Below are 18,495 nucleotides of genomic sequence, written 5' to 3'. Positions count from 1 at the left end.
GTGAATGCAAAAACGCAATACAAACTAAATTTCAAATTAACTGCGGTTGACCTTGAAGTGGTGCTGGCACTAGTACGCACCGGTAAGCTGGCCGAGGCAGGTGAGCGCCTGTCACTTGATGCATCCACCGTATTCCGCAGCATACAAAAGCTGGAAAAAGGCTTGGGGCAACGTCTGTTTGAGCGCTCGCGCACAGGTTATCAAGCCAATGAACTGGCGCAGGAGTTGGCGGTGCATGCAGAACAGATGGAGGCGCAACTAGAAGCGGCCCGTTCGGCCATGCAAGTACAGCCAGACCAGGTAGCTGGTGCAGTACGCATCACTACCACTGACACCATACTGCACGGCTTGCTGGCACCGGTCTTGAAGCCCTTACAACTGCTTCATCCCTTATTGAGTTTTGACCTGCATGCAGGCAATGAACTGGCCAGCCTGACCAGGCGCGATGCCGACATTGCCATACGTGCCAGCAAGCGGCCACCGCAGCATTTGATAGGCAAGCACCTGGGGCCGATACGGGTAGCCTTGTACGCGGGCAAGACCAGCAAGATCAGACATTTTGATGCTGATGTCGCCCAGCGTCATCACTGGATAGCACCTGACGATGCCTTGCCAGAACATCCATCTGTGGTATGGCGCAAGAAGCACTTCCCCAGGCTGCAAGCAACTTACAAGGTCAATAGCATACTCACTGTGGCTGAACTGGTGGGGAAGGGTCTGGGGCTGGGCATCTTGCCGCTATTCCTTGCCCAGGGCCGTAAGGATTTAGTACAGCTTACCAATGTGCTGGACGAATGCCAGACTGAGTTGTGGCTGCTCTCGCATACTGAGGCCAGGCATTTGCGCAGAGTTTCTGCAGTGTATTCGTATCTGTCGCAAGAGATAATGTTGAATTGAAAAAAGCCGCTGCGAGTTCTATCACTCACCGCGGCTTTCTATCGGTAATACAAGATCAGGAAGGAATATTGAAGTCAGTCAGTTTTTTGTTGAACTTGAACAGCCAGATACGGTTAGGGCGTTCTGTATCCGCACCACGGGACACGCGCATGGTATTACCTGCAGTACAGCCCAGGGCACCTGCTGTCGTCGTCAAGGCACCATTGGCATCTACCGTACACTTGGTGACGTCAGCACCAGCTACGATAGCACCACTGGGATCGACGATGACAGTTTTCATGCCAAAGTCGTCATCATTCGTCAGTGCCAGGGTGTTCTCATCAACTAGCGCCAGGCCTTCAGCTTTTTCTGCCAGCCAGCCTGCATTATTTAAATCAAACAACTGTGTTTTCTTGAGCAAGACCACATCCGCATAATTGACACCATTGACTGCCGCGCCTGTCATGCTGCTTTTTTCCAGGTCGGTACCCATGTTGGCGATGTCAGTGGCATTGCTTGGTACCTGTACCAGCATCAGCTTGTTGAATACCTTGCCATCCGGGCCGGAACCTTGTTCCAGTACAATGAACTTGCCATTACCCAGCGACACCATGTCACCCAGTTTGGCATTGCCGGTTTTGCCAGCAGTGTATTGCTTGCTGTCGATAGGGTAGGCATACAGCCTGGTTTTTTCTGTCGCAGGATCAAACTCTACCCAGCGGTTGAATTTGGCATAATCCTTGATGCTTTCACTGGTCGCTGCAGTGGCACCCGGCACGATGTAACTGGCCTTGCCATCATCCAGCGGGCTTTGGACAAAGCCATGCAGCTTGCCACTGGCGACTTCCAGCGTCAGGCCTTCCATGCCGCGATTGGCGCGGCGTTTCAGCAAGACAGCAGGCAGGTCGGCTGCGCCGGTGCCTGGCTGGTATTTTTTCAGGATGACGCCGGTGGCAACATCAATCTTCAAAATGAAAGGACCGTATTCATCCGATACCCAGACAGCGCCGCGTGCTGCATCATAGACGATGGATTCGGTATCGAGGCCATAGTCGCTGAATTTGGTTTTGCTGCTGGCATCAAATTTGGCAGCGTCATTCAAAGGCACTTCAGCAGAAGAACCCACTTTACCGGAAGCAATCGATAGACCGGAAGCATTGATGGTCGTGCTGAACTTGATAGCTGTACTGGATTTCAGGATGGCACCATCCTTGCCTATACTGATCAGGCCAAATGATGGTGTGAAGCTCGGGGATGGGAAGAATTTGGCATCGCTGGTGCCGGTGGCACCACTCGTCACCACGGAATTGGGTACTTTGGGGCCATCGCCGTTAGGGCCACGGTCGGTAATGCCATAAAATTCCAGTGAGCCATCAGCAGCCTTGCCTTTGAAGGACAGGCCAGAACCGTAGGAGGGCAAAAAGCCTTTCGGGAATTCTGCCTTGACTGCTGCATTCGTACCTTCATACGGCACGAAGAAACTGTCAGCAGCCTGCACCTGATAACGCGTGACGCTGGCGCTGATCGTGCCCAGGGCATTGGTCTGGCTGACAGTATCAACGACAGGAGTGTTCAGTCTGGAAGCCATGGTGTCTTCAAAATGTTCACGCACCAGCATGCGGCGATCTGCATCCACGGTGAGCTTTTGGTAATTCGCCGGCAGTTTGGCTAGGGTTGCCGTCATTGCCGTATTGAAGTTGGCAGCAGTGGCATTGAAATCCAGCGACTGGCCAGCGAGCGCAGTCTTTACTGTAGCAGGAATCTTGATGCCAGTTGCAACATCATTGTCTTCATCCAGCAATTGCAGGAACAGCAGGCGGTTAACCACGCTGTCATCCTTGACATTGCTGGAGTTTGCCAGTGTCAACGGTGTTGCGGTAGCTGCGCAAGGTGCAGAGCCCAGGGCGATGTTGCCGACAGTAAACGCCAGTGTGTCACCGGCGTTACAGCTAAAACCGCCTGTGGCAGATGTGCTGAGCTTGCTGCCGCCAGCGACGGAGTAATCCATGCCCTCCACTGCTGCATCCAGGAAGACGCCATTTACGGGAGTCGGTGTAGCTGGGGTAACTGCGGTATTGCTGTTACCGCCACAGGCAGCTAACAACAAGGACGCGCTCAGGCTGCTCAATAACAGGCTTCGATTCATTTGGTTTAACCTCGTAGTGATTTGCGTGAAAATTGTTTGCCGCGAATTTACTACTGGCATGTGACGCAGCTATGACACTACGGTCGTAATGCAAGGGTCATAATTGGCTTTTATAGTGTGCTCACCAAAATCCATGGAGTGCATATCATGATCAAGTCTGTTGTTCGTACCAGCATAGCCAGCATATTCAGTATCGCTTTGAGTTTGCTGCTGCCACTCAGTAATGCAGTCGCGGCCAGCAATATGGTGCCTGACTATGAGGTGAAGTTGCTGATGAACCCGAATGTTGTTCTGGATGCCGATCACAAACTCAAGAGCACAGTGCTTAGCACCTTTAGTATGCCGAGTTCGGTGACCAAGATGAATATCTTGTTCATGGACACCAATGCCAAGGACATTTACGGTAATACCTGGATAGCCAGAATACGCAAGACCGAAGGCGAAAGTGATTTTGAGCTGACCTACAAGAAGCGCTATGCCATAGACAACGGCAATATCACTGAGGCCCTGTATGAAGCCAATGCCGAAGGTTTTGACTCTACAGAAAAAAATTATGAAGCACAGGTTGAATGGGGCTATCAAAAGAAAACCCTGAGTATTTCCAACAGCAAGAAAGACAGCAAATCTGGTTACAGTGGGATGGACTTGCCATCGACCAGTGACTCCCGCAGCCTGCTCAAAAAGAATATTCCCGGCAAGATGGACAACTGGCTATATAGCGGCTGGGGCAAGTCCATGCTGGATAATTCGCGCAAGTACGGCCCGATACTGGCCAAGCGCTCAGTCGGTACATGGAGTGGTATAACCCTGTACATCGAAGTCTGGCCCATCCTGAACCAGGCTGGTACAGGCACTGACTATATCGTCGAAGCCTCGTTCAAGACCAAGAGTGCAGCTACAGCCTCCGTCAAGCATGATGAATTGCAGGCTTATCTGATTTCGCGTGGATGGTTTGTGGCAGAAGATTCGCTGAAGACCCAGCTCATCATGGATCGGTATTAAGACTCTTTAAGGCCTTGCCAGCGGGGCGTCAGTTGATGCGGCAAGGCAAACATATCGAGCACGCGTCCGACAGTGTGATCAACCATCTCTGCTATGCTTTGCGGACGGTGGTAAAAACCAGGCAGTGGCGGGAAGATGATGCCGCCCATTTCCGTGACGGCTGTCATATTGCGCAAGTGCGCCAGGTTGAAGGGTGTTTCTCGCACCATCAAGACGAGGCGGCGGCGCTCTTTCAAGACTACATCGGCAGCGCGGGTGATGAGGTTGTCGGACAAACCATGTGCGACCGCTGCCAGGGTTTTCATCGAGCAGGGCGCGATGACCATGCCGTCAGACAAGAATGAACCACTGGCAATGCTGGCACCGACATCGCGCACATTGTGGACGACATCTGCCATGGCTTCGACATCCTTGCGCTTCAAGTCCATTTCCTGATACAGGTTCAGCACGCCTGCTTCCGAAATCAGCAAATGGCTTTCAACGCCGGGGATATTACGCAAGACTTGTAGCAGCCGCACACCATAGATAGCACCTGTTGCACCGGTAATAGCAACAATCAGGCGCTTGCGGGCGGCGACTTCAGTCATGTCTTGCTTAGTCTTTCAACAAAGTCTGCAATTCGCCGCTGTCAAACATTTCATTCATGATGTCAGAGCCGCCAATGAATTCACCTTTGACATATAACTGCGGTACGGTAGGCCAGTTGGAAAAATCCTTAATACCCTGGCGCACTTCCGGGTCTTCCAGCACATTCACCGTGACCATGTTTTGCACGCCGCAGGTCTTCAACAGTTGAATTGCACGACCAGAAAAGCCGCATTGCGGGAATTGGGCAGTGCCCTTCATAAATAAAACGACAGGGTTTGCAGTAACAGTTTCTTTGATCCAGCTTTGTACGTCGCTCATGGCTATCTTCCTTGAATACTTGAATTACGAATACCTGCATTATAGTAGAAAGCCAAATACAGTGCCGCAGCACCGTATTTGGTTGTTGGAAACTTAATGCAAATCAATTTGCAGTTTCTGGCACCGTCAGCTAATAGTGTTACATTAAGCGCTTAATGTCCTAACTAGAGCCAAAAATGGCCATGTTGCTGGAGACCCGTATGCAAATGCGTGACACTGGAATTTCCTCTGGGCAAATATTGTCTGGCCCTGGCATAAGTTCTGCTTCATCTGCCCACATGATGATAGAACAGGCACATGAACGCTCCGCCGCCTATGGCTTGCCGCGCACGGCTGCGCCAGACTATGGCTCTTTGGGCAAGACTGATCTCAAGACCCTGCTGGAACAAAACCGGGTCTTGCATCAGCATGCTCTGCCCGTCATGGAAAACCTGTATGAGCAAATAATCAACACCCACAATATGGTCATCCTGACCGATGTGAACGGGCTCATCATTCACACCCTCGGCGATGCTGATTTCCTGGAAAAGGCGGATAGGGTGGCACTCAGCCCCGGTGTCGCCTGGTCAGAGCGTAGCAAGGGCACCAACGCCATAGGCACGGCCATTGCCGAAAAAACACCCACCATCGTCCATGCAGACCAGCATTATCTTGAAGCAAACAATTTTCTGACTTGCTCAGCCGCCCCTATCTTTGATGTCATGGGCAACGTCATTGGCGTGCTGGATGTGACGGGCGACCAGCATAATTTTCACAAGCACACCATGGCCCTGGTGCGCATGTCGGCGCAGATGATAGAAAACCAGTTGTTTGCCTCTTCTTTTCAGGATGCCATCAAACTCAGTTTTCATAGCCGCCCGGAGTTTTTGGGCACCCTGATGGAGGGCATCGCCTGCTTTGACAATGATGGCCGTTTTTTATCGGCCAGCCGCAGTGGATTGTTCCAGCTGGGTTTGCCACTATCTGCTTTGCAAACGCACACTTTCAGTTCCCTGTTTGGTTTGCCTGTATCAGCTTTGCATGAACACTACCGCACCGCGACACCGGGTTTGCTGACGCTGTGCCTGCACAATGGTGTGCGTGTGTATGCCAAAAGCCAGAGCCTCAAGCGTCCTTCAGCCGCTGCCAGGCATGTGCTGGACAATGCACGTGAACCGCAGTCGGTAGAAGTCAAATCCAAGCTATCGAGCCTGCATTATCTGGATACCGGTGATGAGCAACTTGCCCGTGCCATCGATAAACTCAAGCGTGTCATAGGGCGTGATATCTCGATACTGGTAACGGGTGAAACTGGCACTGGCAAGGAATTACTGGCCCAGGCTGTGCATAATGATTCACCGCGTAAATCCGGCCCCTTTGTCGCAGTGAATTGTGCATCCATACCAGAAACCCTGATTGAATCAGAACTGTTCGGCTATGAAGATGGCGCTTTCACTGGTGCACGCAAGAAAGGCAATGTCGGCAAGATCTTGCAGGCCAATGGTGGCACGCTATTTCTCGATGAAATCGGTGACATGCCACTGAATCTGCAAGCCCGTTTGCTGCGGGTCTTGCAGGAACGCATGGTGACACCACTGGGCAGCAGTAAGTCAATTCCCGTCAACCTGGCCCTGATCTGCGCCACCAACCGCAATTTACGCGAGATGATAGGCAAAGGCGAATTCCGTGATGACCTGTATTACCGTTTGAATGGTCTGGTAGTACGTCTGCCACCCTTGCGTGAACGCACAGACCTCGATGTCGTGATAGCCAAAGTCCTGGCGACAGAAAGCGAAGGAAGGCAATACAGGATAGCGCCTGCAGTCATGCAGTTATTTCATGCCCATGGCTGGCCAGGCAACTTCCGCCAGTTGACGAATCTCTTGCGTACGGCTATCGTCATGACGGATGCCGATATGGAAATCCGTCTCGACCATTTACCCGAGGATTTTCTGGAAGACACGGAAGTGGCATTTGCGCCAAAGGCCATCTCCAATGCTCAAACCACAGCGAGTCTCGATGCGCTGGAAATCGATGCAATACAACGAGCTCTGCAACTGCATCAGGGTAATGTATCTGCAGTGTCTAAGGCACTGGGCATATCGCGCAATACAATTTACCGCAAGCTGGCAGCTTTGAAGAGTGAATAGTTAAGATTGCGGGCCGTGCAAAACGGTCGTTCCCAGCAAATCATTTTCTTCATCCGTGAACAGCCGCGAGCGTGTCAGGAAACGCTTGCCCGTACCATTGTCGAGTGAAAACATGCCACCCATTCCCGCTACCACATCTATGATCAACTGCGTGTGCCGCCAGTATTCAAACTGATCACTGCCCATGTAAAACGGCGTGCCATCCAGGTCACCCAGATACACATCGGCATCGCCTATGCCATACTCATTCCTGGCATAACACAGCGGTGAACTGCCATCACAGCAACCGCCAGACTGGAAAAATAATAGCGGACCGTATTTAGTTTGCAGCGCGCTGATAAATTCCAGCGCTGTGGGAGTGGCGGTGACGCGGGCGGGGGTAGTGGTCATTTTTTTTCGGTTGTTTTACGTAAAGACCAAAAAGCTCAACACAGAGGCACAGAGACACAGAGAATAGCAAGAGAAGGCCAAAAAAATTATTGTATTCTAACTCTGTGTCTCTATAAAAGTAGAGACACAGAGACAAGTCTAAAAATCATCATTACAGGTTTTCTCTTGCCTTTCTCTGTGTCTCTGTGCCTCTGTGTTGAGTGGTCTTAAATGTCAATCAAAAGAACCCCATCGCATTCGGGTTATAGCTCACCAGCAGGTTTTTAGTCTGTTGATAATGATCCAGCATCATCTTGTGATTCTCGCGTCCTATGCCAGATTGTTTATAACCACCAAATGCAGCATGCGCTGGGTAGAGGTGGTAGCAATTGGTCCATACGCGGCCAGCTTCGATGGCACGGCCAACGCGGAAGGCGCGGGAGCCGTCGCGTGTCCACAAGCCAGCACCCAGGCCATACAGGGTATCGTTGGCGATAGAGATCGCTTCTTCTTCATCCTTGAAGGTGGTGACAGAAACAACTGGGCCAAAGATTTCTTCCTGGAAGATGCGCATTTTATTGTGACCCTGGAAGATGGTTGGCTTGACGTAATAGCCCTTGGCCAGATCGCCATCCAGCACATTTCTTTCTCCACCTATCAAGAGTTGCGCGCCTTCCTGTTTGCCTATGTCCAGATAGGACAGGATTTTTTCCAGTTGTTCCTGCGATGCCTGCGCACCTATCATGGTGGTGCTGTCGAGCGGGTTGCCCTGCTTGATGGCGGCTACGCGCTTGATGGCCCTGGCCATGAACTGGTCGTAGATGGATTCCTGTATCAGCACGCGTGAAGGGCAGGTGCAGACTTCACCCTGATTCAGGGCAAACATGGCAAAACCTTCCAGGCATTTGTCGAAGAAGGCATCGTCTTGCTCCAACACATCGGCAAAGAAAATATTCGGTGATTTGCCACCTAGTTCCAGCGTGACAGGGATGATGTTTTGCGAAGCATATTGCATGATCAGGCGGCCAGTACCAGTTTCGCCCGTGAAGGCAATCTTGGCGATGCGCTTGCTGGATGCCAGTGGCTTGCCTGCTTCCAGACCAAAGCCATTGACGATATTCAAGACACCAGGTGGCAACAGGTCCTTGATAAGATCAATCAAGACCATGATGGATGCAGGGGTTTGCTCAGCTGGTTTCAGGACGATGCAATTGCCCGCGGCCAGTGCTGGTGCCATCTTCCACACAGCCATCAGGATAGGGAAGTTCCATGGAATAATCTGGCCAACCACGCCCAGCGGTTCATGGAAATGATATGCATAAGTCTGGTCATCAATTTGTGCGACTGAACCTTCCTGCGCCCGTATGCAACCAGCAAAATAACGGAAGTGATCGATGGCAAGAGGAATATCCGCCGCCATGGTCTCGCGTATGGGTTTGCCATTGTCTATGGTCTCTGCGGTGGCCAGCAGGCTCAGATTGGCTTCCATGCGGTCAGCAATTTTATTCAGGATGTTCGAACGTTCAGCCAGTGAGGTTTTCCCCCAGGCTTTCTTGGCTGCATGGGCTGCATCCAGAGCCAGTTCCACGTCTTCTGCGGTTGAACGTGCCACTTCGCAAAATGCCTGGCCGATGACGGGGCTGATGTTTTCGAAATATTCACCTTTGACCGGGGCCACAAATTTGCCGCCTATGAAATTGTCGTAGCGTTTGGCGAAAGGATTGCTGATACCGAGTTTGCTGATGTCTGCCATGTTCATGATGGTGGTCTCCGTTGTTTATTAGATGGTGTGCATGTGATGCAACACAGGGATAACAACGCAAACGGCGTGCCATGTTGAAAATTTTTTCCTGACGGGAAAATACAGTGGATGCTGGCTAGAGAGGGGGAGGCGCAGGGGGGACTAATGCTGCTGGTGGTGGATTGGCTGACAGGGAGGATGTCAACAATCCGGGTGTCACATTATTTCGCAACATTGGTCAGACTGTCACAATTTGGGACAGTCTGATCACTAGGCTTATTGCTTACTTTTTACTTAGCCACGCAATTTCGCAAACGCCGCAGCCATGGCATTACCAGCAGGTGCTGGTGCCTGAGCTTGTGAGCGATGTTGATTGAGGCGTTTGGCATCGTTGCGGTCACCACGTTGTTCAGGTTTGCTGCCTGCTACAGGTGCTGCATCTGTCAGGCGCATGGTCAGGGCGATACGCTGGCGTTTGACATCGACTTCCAGCACTTTCACTTTGACGACCTGACCAGCCTTGACCACGGTATGCGGGTCTTTGACGAAGGTGTTGGACAAGGCAGAGATATGTACCAGACCATCCTGATGTACGCCGATATCAACGAAAGCGCCAAAGGCGGCGACGTTGGTGACTACGCCTTCCAAAATCATGTCAGGGCGCAAGTCCTTGATTTCTTCAACGCCGTCCTTGAAGGTGGCTGTGGTGAATTCTGGGCGTGGGTCACGGCCTGGTTTTTCCAGTTCGCCGATGATGTCGGTGATGGTAGGTACGCCGAATTTTTCATCGGCATATTTGGCTGGGTTCAAGGACTTCAGCAAGCCAGCGTCGCCGATTACACCTTTTATATCCTTCTTGATATCAGCCAGGATTTTTTCTACCAGCGGATACGATTCAGGGTGGACTGCAGACGCATCCAGCGGGTTGCTGCCGTTCATGATGCGCAAGAAACCGGCTGCCTGTTCGAAGGTCTTATCACCCAGGCGAGGTACTGCGCGCAGGTCAGAGCGTGAACTGAACATGCCCTTGGCATCGCGGAAATTGACGATGCTTTGCGCCACGCTCGATGACAAACCAGAGACACGTGCCAGCAAGGGGGCAGAGGCAGTATTCACATCGACACCCACCGCATTCACACAATCCTCGACGACTGCATCGAGTGAACGTGCCAGTTGTGACTGGCTGACATCATGCTGGTATTGACCGACGCCTATGGATTTAGGATCAATCTTCACCAGTTCTGCCAATGGATCTTGCAGGCGACGTGCAATCGATACCGCACCACGGATAGAGACATCCAGGTCAGGCAATTCTTTGGAAGCAAATTCAGAGGCAGAATACACTGACGCCCCTGCTTCAGAGACCACGATCTTGGTCAGCTTGAGTTCAGGCTTGAGCTTGATCAAATCGCCTGCCAGCTTGTCGGTTTCACGCGAAGCTGTACCATTACCGATGGAGATCAGCGAGACATTATGCTTGGCCGCCAGTTGCGCCAGGACATGCAGCGAACCATCCCAGTCATTGCGTGGCTGATGCGGGTAGATCGTCGCATATTCAACCACCTTGCCGGTCGCATCTACGATCGCTACCTTGACACCGGTACGCAGGCCAGGATCAAGACCCATTGTGGCGCGTGGGCCGGCAGGTGCTGCCAGCAACAGGGCTTTCAGGTTGCGGGCAAATACATTGATGGCTTCGATTTCTGCTGTTTCGCGCAGCTTGCCCATCAATTCTGTATCCAGATGCATGAAGACTTTCACGCGCCAGGCCCAGCGTACAGTATCCACCAGCCATTTGTCGGCAGGGCGGTCTTTTTGGCTCACGCCAAAGCGGGCAGCGATGCGGCTTTCGCATGGGTTGAGTGGCGCATCCCATTTTGGTTTTTCTTCTTCGCTGTCCAGACGCAGGGTCACGGTCAGCATTTCTTCGCGACGGCCACGGAACAGGGCCAGGGCGCGGTGGGAAGGGATGGTGCCCAGGGTTTCTGAATAGTCGAAGTAGTCGGCGAATTTTTCACCGGCTTCTTCTTTGCCGGCAACGACCTTGGATTCGACGATGCCGTGGTCATTCAGGTATTCGCGCAGGGCTTGCAACAGCGTCGCATCTTCGGCAAAGCGTTCCATCAAAATCTGACGCGCACCATCGAGGGCGGCTTTGACATCTGCTACACCAGGGTTGTCGCCGTTGTCGGTAGTAAACGCGGGCTTCAGGTAATTTGCTGCCTCCGTGTCCGGGTTCAGCATGGGGTCAGCCAACAAGGCATCGGCCAGTGGTAACAGGCCAGCCTCAACAGCAATTTGGGCTTTGGTGCGACGCTTGGGTTTGTACGGCAGGTACAGATCTTCCAGGCGGGTTTTGTCTTCTGCATGGGTAATGGCATCCAGCAATGCTGGTGTCATCTTGCCCTGTTCTTCTATGGACGCGATGATGGCAGTGCGGCGGTCCTCCAGCTCGCGCAGGTAACGCAGGCGCTCTTCCAGCAGGCGCAACTGGATATCATCCAGGCCACCAGTCACTTCTTTACGGTAACGGGCGATAAACGGAACGGTTGCACCTTCGTCCAGCAAGGCAACAGCAGCGGCAACCTGAACCGGCTTGGCAGCCAGCTCTACGGCAAGTCTTTGTTCAATCGAAGGCAACATAAATCCAGAATCCAGACATAAAAAAAGCAATCAAGGCGCAGATGATACGCAATTTGTGACTTTGCGCCAGTCTTGACAGGGTAGGCGACTAAGGTTAAAAGATAAAAATTGCTAAAAATGCATATAAAATTGGCTCGATGGCGGTATTGATTATGCTATTAAGCGTTTATTTATCAACTACTTATCGCTGTCTTCAGATTTCTGGCTTCACTTACCAAGTTTTACAGGAAGATAGTTTTGCTAATGCTAAAGTTAGGAATATTGCCGTTTGTTTTGTTATTTCTCTCAAAAAACCATGAAAAATCAGTTTCCTTTTTCCATACTGCCCTGTTCTCGCCTGGTAATCGCCGCCACTTTGTTTTCTTCAGCTTCAGTCGTATTTGCGGTGGAAGATTGTGAAATTAATAAAGAGTCAGTTAATCCTGCCAATGGCAGCACCACTGCAGGCAAGACCGGTATCATGAAATGTGTGGACCGGGATACCGGCAAACTGGTACGCGAGCAGGAATTGCGCGCAGGCGTAAACATCGGCTTGGTGCGTTTTTACCGTGATGGCGTATTACTGAAGGAATATAGCGTCAATGAACGCGGCAATAGCCATGGAAAATTGCGTGAATTTGCACCGAACGGGCAAGTGCTGCGTGAAGAGAATAATGAGAATGGCAGTGTGCGGGGCTTGCTGCGTGAATGGTATCCCAATGGTGTGCTCAAGCGAGTTGCTTTTATCGGTGACAATCCCAAAGAAAAAGCCGCCGTCAGGTACACCCCGGACAAGCAGTTAAGTGAAATTGAATGTGGTGAAAAGGCTATGCTGGCACCGCATGCAAATGATGCGGTACTGTGCGGTTTTCAGGGCAAGCCATCGCAGGTGCAGTTGTTTTCCGACAGTGGCCGTTTGCGCAGTCAGTTCACTTTGTTGGCTGGTGTCAGCCAGCAAGCAAGTTATTTCCACGAGAATGGCAAGCCTGAAACAGTGGAGGTGTTTGGTGCCAAACAAAAGACACGCAAGCAATATTCCGACAAAGGTGTACTGCGCAAAGAGACAGTCTGGAATACGGCAGAAAAACCTGTCGTCATCGAGCGAGAAGTTGAATATCATGAGAGCGGTTCAAAAGTGCGGGAGCAGCTTTTCGCCATGACAGACAAGGATGGCCGCAGACAAAACAAGCTGGTATCTGATGCCAGTTTTTATCTGAATGGCCAGGCCAAACGCAGTGAGAAATTTACGACAGAAGGCAAGGACGACATCAAGGAAGTGCGCAATTATTTCGATGACGGGAAAATGGCTAGCCTCGAGCGTTATGTGTACGAGGGACGTTATCGTGAACGTCCGCTAGGAGTGCATCAAAGTTTTGCGCAAAATGGCAAACTGGTACGCGAATCCCATTACGATGAGCGTGGCCGCATACAGCGCGAACGGACCTGGGATGAGAGTGGCAAACAATTGACTGATGATATGCTCTATGAAGACGGTTCTCGCAAGGCATACACAAAGTGAGTCAGGCGACTTTCTTACCTGAAATGAGGCTCTAATGGAATTGTTATTCGTCAGCATTGCCGCTGGTATTTTGTTGTTGATTGTGATTCTGTTTCAACTGGCTCTGGCGTGCGGTGCACCCTGGGGCAGCATTGCCATGGGCGGAAAATACCCCGGTAGATTTCCAAATCACATGCGGATTGCTGCCCTGCTGCAGTCGTTATTGCTGGTATTGATCGGTGTGATTATTTTTACCCGTGCCGGCATTATTCTTTCCGCTTATCTGGATTGGTCGCGCATGGCGATTTGGGGTGTCGTTGCTTACTCGCTGGTTGGCAGCATTTTGAATTTGATCACACCCAGCAAGTGGGAGCGCAGAATCTGGGCCCCTGTTGTTCTGGCATTGCTGGTATGTAGTTCTGTCGTCGCATTGTCAGCATGAAATTGCATTTGCAGTTCTGTCATTGCAGATATCTGCGATGCATGCTGGCTTTAATGCAGTGTTTTTGTTGGCCTGGTATCAGTGCGGCTGACTCAGGAAAATTTCAGCAAACACCTGTTTATTTGCATGAGTTCCGGTTTGGAGATGGTGGTAAGGCCATTTACTACCATCTCGAGAAAAAGCCCTGGCAACATGAGTCTGGTAGCAAGAATCTGGCGAACCTGATCTTTGTGATTTCAGGATCAGATTGCATCAGCATGGGGCAGTTCCTGCCGCAATATTTTTCTGGTTTTGAGGGCGAGTCTGGGCCTACGCAGATTTTCATCCTGCACAAGCGCCATATTCTGCCTGCATCCAATGGCAAGGCATGTGGTGATGCCTATGTTCGTGCTGATCATCCTTCGCGCTGGCAGGCAGACCACATGGAATTCATGCGTGCGCAACTGGCTGCATTGAAAGAAGCTGGCAAGAAACCAAAACGTGTCGTTATTTTTGGTATTTCCGAGGGCGCAGAAATGGCGCCCATACTGGCAAGGCAATTGTCCGCCACACATCTGGTATTGCTATCGCACGCAGGGATGAATGCGCTGGATGTGTATGCCGCGTTGGCCCGTCAGCACGCCTATATGCAAGTCGCCTGGCAGCAGTTGCAAACGGGTTTGCAGCGAAAACCAGATGATCCCGACGCGGGCTTGTTGCATGGTCGCAGTTGGCGATATTGGTCAGAGATAGGTCGTATCTCGCAAACAGACAATCTGTTGGAGCTGGACAAGCCGATACTGTTAGGACTAGGGGAAGCTGATCCGGTTATTCCGGGCAAGGCTATTGCTCATTTGCAACAGCAGTTTCAGGCGGCAGGAAAAACTATCGATATACGTCGTTTCCCCGGGGCAGGTCATAGTCTTGTGAGTGATGATAAAAACTATTTGCCTGATTTTATGCATCAGATAGATAATTGGTTATTGGACGCCAAGTGATGGTGACTTTTGCAAAATAAGTGCTGTAGAACACATACATATCCAAACAGTATTATTTTTCCGCGATTCCATTACAACTAGTTACAAGAACTTTGATTTTGTAGCAGTTAATTCCATGACAAAAATGCAAAGCCTTACTATACTTGTTGGCTGTGCTTATGTATGGATAATTCCCTGCCTTCGTTTTGCATTTCCTTTTACTGTTGTTCACCCATAATGATAACCATGCGCCTCTCGACTCTCTCTTATACGCCTATTGTAGCTGCACTGCTGCTGACAGGCTGCGTGACTACGCAAACACACGACAGCAAGGTTGCGGCCTCGCTCTCGGTTGCAAAATCCGGACAGATTGATGAAGCGATCAGACAGGTTGAAGCGCAAACGCAAGGCAACAATAAAACAGATTTGCTGTTGAATCTGGAAAAAGGCGAATTGATGCGCATAGGCAAGCGTTACAAGGACAGTCTCGATGCCTTTGAAGTGGCAGATACCAAGGTGAAAATTTGGGAAGAGACGGCCAAATCTTCTCCGCAAAAATTGATGGGGCAGATCGGTGCCACCATCATGGGTGATGCCAGTCGTGATTATGAAGGTCAGGATTATGAAAAAGTCATGCTGACTACACGCATGGCAATGGATCGCCTGAACCTGGGTGACCTCGACACGGCGCGTGTCGATATCAAACGTACCCATGAACGCGAAGCCGTCATCGCAGAGTTCCGCTCCAAAGAAACAGCGGAAGCCGAAAAAGAGGCCAAAGACAAGGGCGTGGCTTCGACAGGCAAGGAATTGAATGGTTATCCTGTGGAAACACTGAACGACCCCGAAGTCCTGAAACTGAAAAACGGCTATCAGAATGCCCTCAGTCATTATCTCGCCGGATTTGTTTATGAAGCACTGAATGAACCTGGCCTGGCAGCGCCTGGATATCGCAAGGCGATTGAATTGCGCCCGGACTTACCAGTGCTGGAAGATGGCTTGAAAGGCCTGGATCAACGTACTAGTTTCCGCCGCAAAAAAGGCGTGACAGATGTCCTGTTCGTGATTGAGGCTGGTAATTCACCTGCACGTCAATCCAAGAAAATTGCTTTTCCCGTGCCAACGGGCCGTGGTCTGGTGACGATTTCTTTTGCCTTCCCAGTGATATATCCAGATCCGAATGCACCAGTGATCAATAGTATTCGTGTCGGTAATCAGGTATTGCCTACGGCACTGGTGACAGACTTCAATGTCATGGCGCGTAAAGCCCTGAAGGATGAACTGCCTGGTATTTACACACGTGCAGCGATACGTGCTGTGACCAAAGGCCTGGTCCAGGATCAGGTGAATAAGAATTTTGGTCCGCTGGCTGGTCTGGCTGCCAATCTGGCAGTTGCTGCGACAGAAAGCCCGGCAGATGATCGTATGTGGCGTACTCTGCCAGATCGCGTATTTGTGGCCCGCGCATTCTTGCCACCAGGCGACTATGACTTGAATTTTGGTAATCGTGGTGATGTCAGTAAAATCACCGTGGATGGCCGCTACATGGTTGTGCCTGTGCGTGTTTATCAGGATAAAACCTATCTGGGTGACCTGGCAAAATTCGGTAGTGTGACGCCTGTGGCACAATTGGAGGCTGAGCCGGAAGTCAAAGCGGTAGCACCTAAGTCAACTGGCAAGTCCAAACCAGTGGCCAAAGCAAAAACAGTGACAAAAACGACTGCTACTGGTACGACCACGACAACAAGCACCAAATAGGTTTGTCAGCACCAAATCCAACTGATATTAGAGGGTATATGAAACAGATTTCCAAACAATTTGCCGCATGCGCTGCCCTGGTCGCCGCCTGTATCGCAGCTCCAGTCATGGCTGATACCATACCAAATGCATCTTCTCCTGGTATCGCCTCGAAATTGATCGTGCGTGGCACACTGGAAGGTGTGCAAGTGACGGATCTGCGTTCGCAGCGCAAAAATGATGTCATGGTAGTGCAGGCAGAGACCGTCAATCTGACCAACTACGATGTCCGTATCTATTATCGTTTTCGCTGGACCGATGCTGCCGGCATGCAAGTCGGCGATGGTGAAGTCTGGAAGCCATTGATGATACTGGGTCAACAAAGCCAGTTCATCAAAGGCACAGCCTATGGCCCGCAAGCGACGGATTTCAAGATCGAAATGAGTGCAGAGCCACGCTAATCGACAATAACAGTAACAAGATTATTTTTACGGAGTACATATGAAACGCATTTCCTCATTATCCAAAAGCTGCGCCCTGGTGGTGTTGCTCGGCCTGACACTTACTGCCTGCCAGACCAGGCTGTCCCAACCTACGGTCAGCCTGGCTCGCCAGACTACGTATGGTGATAACAAGGCAGTAGAAACTGTCACCAATGAGTTTGGTTCCACCGACTTGCAAATGATCGCCGAAAAAATGGTTGGTTCCCTGCTGGAAGATCCGGTGCTGGCAAATCGCCCGACCATGACTTTGGCTGGTGTACGCAACAAGACCAGCGAATACATCGATACCAAATCCATCATGAACAGTATTCAGACTGCATTGGTGAAAAGCCGCAAGGTGAAATTCACCCGTAGTGCAGATGAAATGCAACAAGGTGTCGATGAATTGCAACGCCAGAATCAAAGCGGTTTGTATAAAGCCCAGGGTAAGGCAAAGATTGGCAACATGGCGGCAGCCAAATATTCTCTGGAAGGTGAAATTGTTTCCATCGTTAAGCAAAATGCCAACACCAAAGACGTGTTCTACAAAATGACCTTGAAACTGTATGACGTTGAAGAAGGCTCCATCGAATGGCAAGACGAAAAAGAAATTCGTAAAACTTCCAAGCGCTAATCCTTAAAAGGGAAATACGATGTTGAATCTTAAAAAACTGATGGCAGGTTTGTTCTGCTCTGCAGCGGCATTCAGTGCCTATGCATCAGAACCAAAAATTGCCGTGACCGATCTGACTTATGAAGAAAAAGTCAGCGAATATTTCCGCGTGGTGTCTGCTTCCAGCAAGAGTAGCGTCAAGGGAAGTTATAGCGAGCGTGAAACCGACCGCAGCTACTCGCAGCGTGGCAATATCAACGCCAAGAGCGAAAGCAATTACTACGAGGCAGAAGGTTTTTATACCTATATTGACCGTGGCGAATTGAAAACCTATACGGCTGACCTGAAGGGTGCCTTGATCAAGGGCGGCGGTGTTCGCCTGGTGCAAGCGCGTCCTTACGTCGGCAAGCCCATGGAAAAAATTTACGACATCATCGGTCGTATCAAACAGGGCATGTATCCAGGTGCTGACTACGTCTTGTTTGGCACAGTCAGTAATATCCAGTTCCGCCAGGAAAGCAATCAACTACAATACGGCAATTCAATGACAGCCAGTTTGTCGCTGGACCTGGTTGCTGATTTCAGTCTCATCAACACCAAGACTTATGAAATCAAGGCAGCTTTCAGTGCCAGTGGTTCTGGCGTTGATACCAAGATCATCAGCCGTGCTGGTGACCGTGTTGTCTTCAATCGTGGCAAAGTGATGCAAGAAACATCTCGTAGTCTGGCTGATGCGGCCTACGATGAAATTCTTGTGCAGTTTGGTGCACCGCGTGGTGCCAACCGTGGCCAGAATGTCCGTATCCAGGGACAGCCAGTCGTTCCAGTGCAAAACACCGAGCCTGTGACCGTGTACAGATAGTTTTACAGGCTTCATAAAATGGCTGACACCTCGTGTCAGCCATTTTTTTTGTCCACTGTTCTGTGCTACATGCGTCCTGTCGGCCATGCATCAGGCATGGAAAGGTGAATTAAT

General features: G+C 50.8%; 16 protein-coding genes. 10 read left to right on the top strand and 6 right to left on the bottom strand.

The window, feature by feature from the left end; translation table 11 throughout:
- On the top strand, positions 1-897 hold the full coding sequence (locus Q8K39_RS19720; protein WP_305262853.1) for a LysR family transcriptional regulator: 897 nt from the start codon (positions 1-3) through the stop codon (positions 895-897).
- 55 nt (positions 898-952) lie between these two features.
- Here Q8K39_RS19720 and Q8K39_RS19715 read toward each other — a convergent pair whose 3' ends face one another.
- A complete protein-coding gene (locus Q8K39_RS19715; RefSeq protein WP_305262851.1) occupies positions 953-3,022 on the bottom strand; it encodes an esterase-like activity of phytase family protein in 2,070 nt (689 codons plus the stop codon).
- A gap of 147 nt (positions 3,023-3,169) precedes the next feature.
- Here Q8K39_RS19715 and Q8K39_RS19710 point away from each other — a divergent pair, with 147 nt between their 5' ends.
- Entirely contained in the window at positions 3,170-4,024 is an 855-nt protein-coding gene (locus tag Q8K39_RS19710) for a hypothetical protein (protein WP_305262850.1), read from the top strand.
- Here the strand turns inward: Q8K39_RS19710 and Q8K39_RS19705 are convergent.
- Together Q8K39_RS19705 and grxD are read right to left on the bottom strand one after the other, a co-directional pair.
- The gene (locus Q8K39_RS19705) at positions 4,021-4,611 is read right to left on the bottom strand and encodes a UbiX family flavin prenyltransferase (protein ID WP_305262848.1); all 591 of its coding nucleotides are present in this window, start codon (positions 4,609-4,611) and stop codon (positions 4,021-4,023) included. The two genes, Q8K39_RS19710 and Q8K39_RS19705, sit on opposite strands and share 4 nt — an antisense overlap.
- 7 nt (positions 4,612-4,618) lie before the next feature.
- Complete coding sequence (grxD, locus tag Q8K39_RS19700) at positions 4,619-4,930, bottom strand: Grx4 family monothiol glutaredoxin (protein WP_186955623.1); 312 nt, start codon at positions 4,928-4,930, stop codon at positions 4,619-4,621.
- A gap of 281 nt (positions 4,931-5,211) precedes the next feature.
- On the opposite strand from grxD, the gene Q8K39_RS19695 reads away from it, so the two are divergent.
- Positions 5,212-7,059 (top strand): sigma-54-dependent Fis family transcriptional regulator, encoded by a 1,848-nt coding sequence (locus tag Q8K39_RS19695; protein ID WP_305263157.1) that lies wholly within the window; start codon positions 5,212-5,214, stop codon positions 7,057-7,059.
- Here Q8K39_RS19695 and Q8K39_RS19690 read toward each other — a convergent pair whose 3' ends face one another.
- The 3 genes from Q8K39_RS19690 to Q8K39_RS19680 all read right to left on the bottom strand — a co-directional run bounded on the left by Q8K39_RS19690 (position 7,060) and on the right by Q8K39_RS19680 (position 11,812).
- A complete protein-coding gene (locus Q8K39_RS19690) occupies positions 7,060-7,449 on the bottom strand; it encodes a DUF779 domain-containing protein (protein ID WP_305262846.1) in 390 nt (129 codons plus the stop codon).
- A 217-nt stretch (positions 7,450-7,666) separates the two neighbouring features.
- Positions 7,667-9,187 (bottom strand): aldehyde dehydrogenase, encoded by a 1,521-nt coding sequence (gene adh, locus Q8K39_RS19685; RefSeq protein ID WP_305262845.1) that lies wholly within the window; start codon positions 9,185-9,187, stop codon positions 7,667-7,669.
- A gap of 276 nt (positions 9,188-9,463) precedes the next feature.
- Complete coding sequence (locus Q8K39_RS19680; RefSeq protein WP_305262844.1) at positions 9,464-11,812, bottom strand: Tex family protein; 2,349 nt, start codon at positions 11,810-11,812, stop codon at positions 9,464-9,466.
- A gap of 295 nt (positions 11,813-12,107) precedes the next feature.
- Here Q8K39_RS19680 and Q8K39_RS19675 point away from each other — a divergent pair, with 295 nt between their 5' ends.
- From Q8K39_RS19675 to Q8K39_RS19645, 7 genes are all read left to right on the top strand, one after another.
- Positions 12,108-13,310 (top strand): toxin-antitoxin system YwqK family antitoxin, encoded by a 1,203-nt coding sequence (locus Q8K39_RS19675; RefSeq protein ID WP_305262842.1) that lies wholly within the window; start codon positions 12,108-12,110, stop codon positions 13,308-13,310.
- 34 nt (positions 13,311-13,344) lie between these two features.
- Positions 13,345-13,731 (top strand): hypothetical protein, encoded by a 387-nt coding sequence (locus tag Q8K39_RS19670; RefSeq protein ID WP_305262840.1) that lies wholly within the window; start codon positions 13,345-13,347, stop codon positions 13,729-13,731.
- A 53-nt stretch (positions 13,732-13,784) separates the two neighbouring features.
- Positions 13,785-14,708 carry a S9 family peptidase gene (locus Q8K39_RS19665; protein ID WP_305262838.1) on the top strand — a complete coding sequence of 308 codons (924 nt, stop codon included), beginning with the start codon at positions 13,785-13,787 and terminating at the stop codon, positions 14,706-14,708.
- A 225-nt stretch (positions 14,709-14,933) separates the two neighbouring features.
- Entirely contained in the window at positions 14,934-16,445 is a 1,512-nt protein-coding gene (locus tag Q8K39_RS19660; protein ID WP_186955631.1) for a COG3014 family protein, read from the top strand.
- A 38-nt stretch (positions 16,446-16,483) separates the two neighbouring features.
- Positions 16,484-16,885 (top strand): YcfL family protein, encoded by a 402-nt coding sequence (locus Q8K39_RS19655; protein ID WP_186955632.1) that lies wholly within the window; start codon positions 16,484-16,486, stop codon positions 16,883-16,885.
- Between the two features lie 82 nt (positions 16,886-16,967).
- Entirely contained in the window at positions 16,968-17,540 is a 573-nt protein-coding gene (gene lpoB, locus Q8K39_RS19650; RefSeq protein WP_370868657.1) for a penicillin-binding protein activator LpoB, read from the top strand.
- Positions 17,541-17,559: 19 nt separating this feature from the next.
- Positions 17,560-18,381, top strand: coding sequence for a penicillin-binding protein activator LpoB (locus Q8K39_RS19645; RefSeq protein WP_186955634.1), 822 nt, complete (start codon positions 17,560-17,562; stop codon positions 18,379-18,381).
- Positions 18,382-18,495 lie beyond the last annotated feature (114 nt).

Source organism: Undibacterium sp. (assembly GCF_030683615.1).
In the GTDB taxonomy this organism is placed as follows: domain Bacteria; phylum Pseudomonadota; class Gammaproteobacteria; order Burkholderiales; family Burkholderiaceae_D; genus Undibacterium; species Undibacterium umbellatum.
Note: the sequence above shows the minus strand (reverse complement) of the source record. Positions and strands in the feature narration are given on the sequence as shown.

Excerpts from the sequence above, each read along its gene's own strand:
- Q8K39_RS19715 (WP_305262851.1), bottom strand. The coding sequence starts at position 3,022 with ATGAATCGAAGCCTGTTATTGAGCAGCCTGAGCGCGTCCTTGTTGTTA.
- Q8K39_RS19710 (WP_305262850.1), top strand. The coding sequence starts at position 3,170 with ATGATCAAGTCTGTTGTTCGTACCAGCATAGCCAGCATATTCAGTATC.
- Q8K39_RS19705 (WP_305262848.1), bottom strand. The coding sequence starts at position 4,611 with ATGACTGAAGTCGCCGCCCGCAAGCGCCTGATTGTTGCTATTACCGGT.
- grxD (WP_186955623.1), bottom strand. The coding sequence starts at position 4,930 with ATGAGCGACGTACAAAGCTGGATCAAAGAAACTGTTACTGCAAACCCT.
- Q8K39_RS19695 (WP_305263157.1), top strand. The coding sequence starts at position 5,212 with ATGATAGAACAGGCACATGAACGCTCCGCCGCCTATGGCTTGCCGCGC.
- Q8K39_RS19690 (WP_305262846.1), bottom strand. The coding sequence starts at position 7,449 with ATGACCACTACCCCCGCCCGCGTCACCGCCACTCCCACAGCGCTGGAA.
- adh (WP_305262845.1), bottom strand. The coding sequence starts at position 9,187 with ATGAACATGGCAGACATCAGCAAACTCGGTATCAGCAATCCTTTCGCC.
- Q8K39_RS19680 (WP_305262844.1), bottom strand. The coding sequence starts at position 11,812 with ATGTTGCCTTCGATTGAACAAAGACTTGCCGTAGAGCTGGCTGCCAAG.
- Q8K39_RS19675 (WP_305262842.1), top strand. The coding sequence starts at position 12,108 with ATGAAAAATCAGTTTCCTTTTTCCATACTGCCCTGTTCTCGCCTGGTA.
- Q8K39_RS19670 (WP_305262840.1), top strand. The coding sequence starts at position 13,345 with ATGGAATTGTTATTCGTCAGCATTGCCGCTGGTATTTTGTTGTTGATT.
- Q8K39_RS19665 (WP_305262838.1), top strand. The coding sequence starts at position 13,785 with ATGCAGTGTTTTTGTTGGCCTGGTATCAGTGCGGCTGACTCAGGAAAA.
- Q8K39_RS19660 (WP_186955631.1), top strand. The coding sequence starts at position 14,934 with ATGCGCCTCTCGACTCTCTCTTATACGCCTATTGTAGCTGCACTGCTG.
- Q8K39_RS19655 (WP_186955632.1), top strand. The coding sequence starts at position 16,484 with ATGAAACAGATTTCCAAACAATTTGCCGCATGCGCTGCCCTGGTCGCC.
- Q8K39_RS19645 (WP_186955634.1), top strand. The coding sequence starts at position 17,560 with ATGTTGAATCTTAAAAAACTGATGGCAGGTTTGTTCTGCTCTGCAGCG.